Source organism: Cupriavidus sp. 05N40 (genome assembly GCF_056397305.1).
This window is the reverse complement of sequence record NZ_JBFTND010000311.1, coordinates 1-5,746: the sequence shown is the minus strand read 5'-3', so window position 1 is coordinate 5,746 and position 5,746 is coordinate 1. Positions and strand designations below refer to the sequence as shown.

The following is a 5,746-nucleotide window of genomic DNA, read 5'->3' as shown; positions in this document are numbered from 1 at the left end:
CCGGCATCCAGTGCGAGCCCTGGTGCACCATCTGGAAATAGGCGTGCTGGCCGTTGGTGCCGGTGGTGCCCCACACCACGGGCGCGGTGCCGCGCTCTGCCACGCTGCCGTCCAGCTGCACCGACTTGCCGTTACTCTCCATTTCCAGCTGCTGCAGGAAGGCCGGCAGCAGCTCCAGCGGCTCGCAATACGGCGCCACGCAGCGGCTGGCGGTGCCGAGGAAGCTGCGGTACCAGACGTCGAGCAGGCCCAGGATCAGCGGCATATTGGCGCGCGGCTCGGTATCGGCGAAGTGCCGGTCCATGGCGCGCGCACCGTCCAGCAACTGGCGAAAGCGCGCAAAGCCCACCGCCAGCGCGATCGACAGGCCCACCGCCGACCACAGCGAGAAGCGCCCGCCCACCCAGTCCCAGAACGGGAACATATTGACGGGGTCGATGCCGAACGCCGCCACCGCATCGCGATTGGTGGAAACGGCCACGAAATGCCGCGCCAGCTTGTCCCGCGGCACGCCCTGGCGCAGGAACCAGTCGCGCGCGGTGTTGGCGTTGACCATGGTTTCCAGCGTGGTGAAGGTCTTCGAGCAGACCACCACCAGCGTGCCGGCCACGTCCAGCCGCGCCAGCACGCGCGCCAGGTCGCTGCCGTCCACGTTGGCGACGAAGTGCATGCGCGGGCCGGCGTCATCGAGATGGGCCAGCGCGCGGCACACCATGCGCGGGCCCAGGTCCGAGCCGCCGATGCCGATATTGACCACGTCGGTGATCACGCGGCCATCCCAGCCGCGCCACTCGCCACCGCGCACGGCCTCGGTGAAGCGTTCCATCTGCGCGAGTACCGCCGCCACCTCGCCGGCCACCGGCACACCCTGGGCCTGGAAGTCGTCTTCGGGTCGCGCGCGCAGCGCCACGTGCAGCGCGGCGCGACGTTCGGTGACGTTGACCGGCTCACCGCGGAACATGGCGTCGCGCCGCTCTGCCACCCCGGCCTCGCTGGCCAGCGCGAACAGCAGGTTCAGGGTGGTGTCGTCGACGCGGTTCTTGGCGTAGTCCAGCGTCAGGCCGGCAGCTTCCACCACGAAGCTGGCGCCGCGCGCCTCGCCCGCGCGGCCTTCGAACCAGTCGCGCAGGCGCGCCTGGCGGATGGTCTGCGCGTGGATCTGCAGGCGGTGCCAGCTGGGCAGGGATTGGGACATCTTCAATGCTCCTCGATGCTTGGGGAAAAACCGCGGCGGGCCATGCAAGGCACGCCGCGCACGACTCACAGTTCCTCGTGCCACACTGCGCCATCGCGCGACAGCAGCGCGCTGGACGAGGCCGGGCCCCAGGTGCCGGCGGTGTACAGCTTGGGCGACGTATTGTTCAGGTGCCAGGCCTGCTGGATGGGCGCGACCCAGCGCCAGGCCTGGGCCTGCTCGTCGCGCCGCACGAACAGCCCCAGGCGACCGCGGATCACGTCGAGCAGCAGGCGCTCGTAGGCGCCCATCTTGCGATCGTTGCGGTTGCCCTGCCAGCGCGGCAGCATGCGCTGCAGGTCCAGCGTGGCGGGTTGCAGCGCCTGCGTGTCGCCCGGCGCCTTGACCATGAAGTCCAGGCGGATGCTCTCCTCGGGCTGCAGGGTGATGACCAGGCGGTTGCCTGGCTCATGGTCGAGCGAACGCGGGAACAGCGAATAGGGCACGTCGCGGAACTGCACGACGATCTCCGCCAGGCGCTCCTGCATGCGCTTGCCCGTGCGCAGGTAGAACGGCACGCCGGCCCAGCGCCAGTTGGCGATCTCGGCCTTGATGGCGACGAAGGTCTCGGTCTGGCTGTCGGACGGGATGGCGGACTCGTTGACGTAGCCGGTCACCGCGTCGCCGCTGGCGGCGCCGCGGCAATACTGGCCGCGCACCACTTTCTCTGCCACCTCGTCGAGCGCGATGGGCTTGAGCGCCTTGAGGATCTTCAGCTTCTCGTCGCGGATGGCATCTTCCGACAGGCTCGAAGGCGGCTCCATGGCCACCATGCACAGCAGTTGCAGCAGGTGGTTCTGCACCATGTCGCGCAGCGCACCGATGCCGTCATAGAAGGCACCGCGCTTGTCCACGCCGATCTCCTCGGCAATGGTGATCTGCACGTCGCGCACCCATTCGCGCCGCCACAGCGGCTCGAACAGCGCATTGGCAAAGCGCATCGCCATCAGGTTCTGCACCGACTCCTTGCCCAGGTAATGGTCGATGCGATAGATCTGGTCCTCGGCGAAATGCCGCGACACCGCGGTATTGATGGCGTCGGACGAGGCCAGGTCGTGGCCCAGCGGCTTCTCCAGCACGATGCGCACGCCAGCGTGGTTCAACCCGGTGCGCGCCAGCTGGTCGCAGATCGGCACGAACAGGTGCGGCCCGGTCGCCAGGTAGAACACCACCACCGGCGCGGCCCGGCTGCGCACCACCTCGGCCAGCGCATCGAAGCCCTCCGGGGCATTGGCGTCCACCTGCAGATAGACGATGCGCTCCACGAAAGGCTGCCACGCTTCAGCCGCCGCGGCGGCGGGCAAGCCGGGACGCACCTTGGCTTCCAGCATCGCCAGGTAGGCATCCAGGCCGAGCGGCTGGCTGCCCAGCGCAAGGATGCGCCCGCGCGGGTGCAGCGATCCCACGCGGTGGGCATCGAACAGCGCCGGCAGCAGCTTGCGCGTGGCGAGATCGCCGGTGCCGCCGAAGAGGACAAAATCAAACTCGGGCACCGGGGCTACGGCTTTGCTTGGCATCATGTCACCAGTTGGTTGATATGGGTTGATATGGGTTGATATGGGTTGATATGCGTCGATGTCGGTTCGGTCGGATATGGCGCCGGCGCCGTTCAGCGCGGGGCCGCCCATCCTTTATAGTCGTTGACGTTGGCCCGCGTGACCAGCGCGGGCGCCAGCAGCACGGTGGCGCTGGCGGGCGCATGGCCATTCATCAGCCCCACGCCGATCTCCACCGCGGTCCGCGCGATGGCCCACGGGTCCTGGCTGGCCGAGGCCTGCACCAAGGTGTCGGCCTTCAGCGCGGCCTCGATGTCCGGCGCGCCGTCCACCGAGGCGATCGCGATGCCGCGCCGGTTCAGCTGGCGCGCGGCCAGGTCGGCGCCCACGGCCTGCGGGTCGTTGATGGTGAACACCGCGTCCACCTTGGGAAAGCGCGTCAGGTATAGCTGCATCACGTTGAGGCCGCCCTCGCGCGAGCCCTTGGCATCCTGGTCATCGGACAGGATGTGGATGCCGGGATGCTTGCCAAGCACCGTCTTGCAGCCCTTGACGCGGTCCAGCACCGCCGACACCGCCGGACCGTTCTGGATGATCAGGTTGCCTTGCCCGTTGAGCCTGTCGGCCAGGAAGCCGCAGGCCAGCGCGCCGGCCTGGATGTTGTCGGTCTGCACGGTGGCGTCGGCGCCGGCGGCAGCCACGTCCACCGCCACCACCACGATCCCGGCACGGCGCGCCTTCTTCACCGCTGGCTCGATGGCGCGGGCGTCGGCCGCGTTGATCAGGATCAGGTCCACCTTGGAGACGATGAAGCTGTCGATATGCGAGAACTGCTTGTTGAGGTCGTAGTCGGCCGACAGCACGGTGACCTTGGCGGCGGGGTTCACCTGCCTGGCGGCGGCCTCGGCGCCGCGCCCGAGCGCGACGAAGTACGGGTTGCCGAGCGAGCCTAGCGTGACGCCCACTTTCTTCAGTTGTCGTGCGGGCCCGGGTGCGACGACGGTGGCGGTAGCCGCCGATGCGTCCTGCGCGCCGGCGTCGCCGGGCTGGCACAGTGCCGCCAGGGACGCCAGGGCGGTCAGCGCCAGCGCCGTGAAAGATGATCTGGACATGTCGAGTCTCCTGTCGCCGTGGTTGCGCATGCCGCTCACGTGCGCGCCGAATCCTTGCGGCGGTAGCGGTCCAGCGCCACCGCGCCGATGATCACCAGGCCCTTGATGATGTATTGCCAGATGTCAGACACGCCCAGCAGCACCAGCCCGTTGGACAGCACCGCGATGATCAGCGCGCCAATCAGCGTGCCGGCGATGGAGCCCGTGCCGCCGACGAAGCTGGTGCCGCCCAGGATCACCGCGGCAATCGCATCCAGCTCGTAGGACTGGCCCAGCTGCAGCCCGTTGGCCGCGTACAGCCGCGAGGCCGACATCACGCCGCCCAGGCCGGACAGCAGACCCGATACGGCATACACGAACAGCAGCACCACCCACACCTTGATGCCCGACAGCCGCGCCGCCTCGGCATTGCCGCCCACCGCGTAGATCTGCAGGCCGAGCACGGTCCGGCGCAGCACGAACCACGACACCGCCACCACGGCGGCTGCGATCACCACCAGCCAGGGCACGCCCAGCACCTCGCCGTTGCCGATAAAGGCAAAGCCGATGTCAGGGTTGTAGATCGTGCCGTCCTGGCCCACCAGCCGGGCCAGGCCGCGCACCGCCGTCAGCGTGCCCAGCGTGACGATGAACGGCGGCAGCTTCATGAAGGCCACCAGCACGCCGTTGACGAGACCGAACAGCAACCCGCAGGCCAGCGCCGCCGGCACGCCCAGCGCGCCGAGCTGCGGCACCAGCGATACCAGCATGGCCACCACCGCCGAGATGGAAAGGATGGAGCCCACCGACAGGTCGATGCCGCCGGTCAGGATCACGAAGGTCATGCCCGCGGCCAGCACCATGTTGATGGACGCCTGCTGGGCCACGATGGACAGGTTCTGCAGGCTGGCGAAGTTGTCCGCCAGCAGCGAGAAGCCCAGGCACAGCAGCACCAGCACGGGCAGCATGCCGAGCGCGCGCAGGCGCTCCTGCGTGGTGGCGCGACCGTGCGCGGCGCGCTGGCCGGCTTGCGTGGTGGCCAGGACCGGCGCGGCGTTGGCCGAGCGGGCGGGATGGCGGATCGATTCATGCATGGCTGTCTCCTGCGCCGGCCGCCGCGTAAGCGCGGGCCGGCGTCGTTGTCACTGTGTGTCGCTGCGTATCTCTGTGCCGAACCGTGCCGGACTGTGCCGGACCATGCGGATCGGGGGCGGCTGGCGTGCCGCGCTCAATGCAATGGATGGCCGCCGGCCTGGGCGAACGTGCCGCCCGTGCCGCCCGGGCCGCCGTCGCGCGGGAACATCGCTTGTTCCGCCTCCTGCGCGGCCCCGGTGGCCAGGCTGATGATGCGTTCCTGCGTCTCGGCCGCGCTGGCACCGGGCAGCACTTCGCCGGCCAGCGCGCCCTCGCGCATCACCAGCACCCGGTCGCACAGGCCGACCACTTCGGGCAGCTCGCTGGAGATCAGCAGGATGGCCACGCCGCTCTCGGCCAGCGCGTTGATCAGGCGGTAGATCTCCGACTTGGCCCCGATGTCCACGCCGCGCGTGGGCTCGTCGAGGATCAGCACGCGCGGCATCATCTCCAGCAGCCGCGACAGCATCACCTTCTGCTGGTTGCCGCCCGACAGCGCGCCCACGTTGACCTGCGCGTGCGCCACGCGGATGCCCAGCATGTCGATGGCGGCGCTGGTGCGGCGGCGCGCGGCAGGCCGGTTCAGCCGGCCCAGGCCGAGCGCGTCGCGCGTGGCCACCATCAGGTTGATGTTCTCGTGCACGCTCTGGTCCAGGAACAGGCCCTGCAGCTTGCGGTCTTCGGTCAGGTAGGCGATGCCGGCGTCGATGGCGGCGCGCGGGCCGCCCGTCGGCAGCGGCACCAGCCCGGCCGGTCCGGCCACGCGCACCTCGCCGCGCACGCGCGCATCG

5 protein-coding genes are annotated in these 5,746 nt (G+C 69.5%); all 5 read right to left on the bottom strand.

The genetic code is table 11. The features are described 5' to 3' along the window. On the bottom strand, window positions 1-1,195 hold a 1,195-nt coding region (gene pgi, locus AC1DO7_RS38735; RefSeq protein ID WP_477117382.1), incomplete at its 3' end, for a glucose-6-phosphate isomerase. 65 nt (window positions 1,196-1,260) lie between these two features. Further along, on the bottom strand, window positions 1,261-2,751 hold the full coding sequence (gene zwf, locus AC1DO7_RS38730; protein ID WP_441622512.1) for a glucose-6-phosphate dehydrogenase: 1,491 nt from the start codon (window positions 2,749-2,751) through the stop codon (window positions 1,261-1,263). A 92-nt stretch (window positions 2,752-2,843) separates the two neighbouring features. After that, window positions 2,844-3,842, bottom strand: coding sequence for an ABC transporter substrate-binding protein (locus tag AC1DO7_RS38725; protein WP_441622499.1), 999 nt, complete (start codon window positions 3,840-3,842; stop codon window positions 2,844-2,846). Window positions 3,843-3,877: 35 nt separating this feature from the next. Continuing rightward, window positions 3,878-4,915, bottom strand: coding sequence for an ABC transporter permease subunit (locus AC1DO7_RS38720; RefSeq protein WP_441622497.1), 1,038 nt, complete (start codon window positions 4,913-4,915; stop codon window positions 3,878-3,880). A gap of 134 nt (window positions 4,916-5,049) precedes the next feature. Then, a partial coding sequence (locus tag AC1DO7_RS38715) for an ATP-binding cassette domain-containing protein (protein WP_477117381.1) occupies window positions 5,050-5,746 on the bottom strand: 697 nt, incomplete at its 5' end.

Coding starts and splice junctions, on each gene's coding strand:
- AC1DO7_RS38725 (WP_441622499.1), bottom strand. CDS start 3,842: ATGTCCAGATCATCTTTCACGGCGCTGGCGCTGACCGCCCTGGCGTCC.
- AC1DO7_RS38720 (WP_441622497.1), bottom strand. CDS start 4,915: ATGCATGAATCGATCCGCCATCCCGCCCGCTCGGCCAACGCCGCGCCG.
- zwf (WP_441622512.1), bottom strand. CDS start 2,751: ATGCCAAGCAAAGCCGTAGCCCCGGTGCCCGAGTTTGATTTTGTCCTC.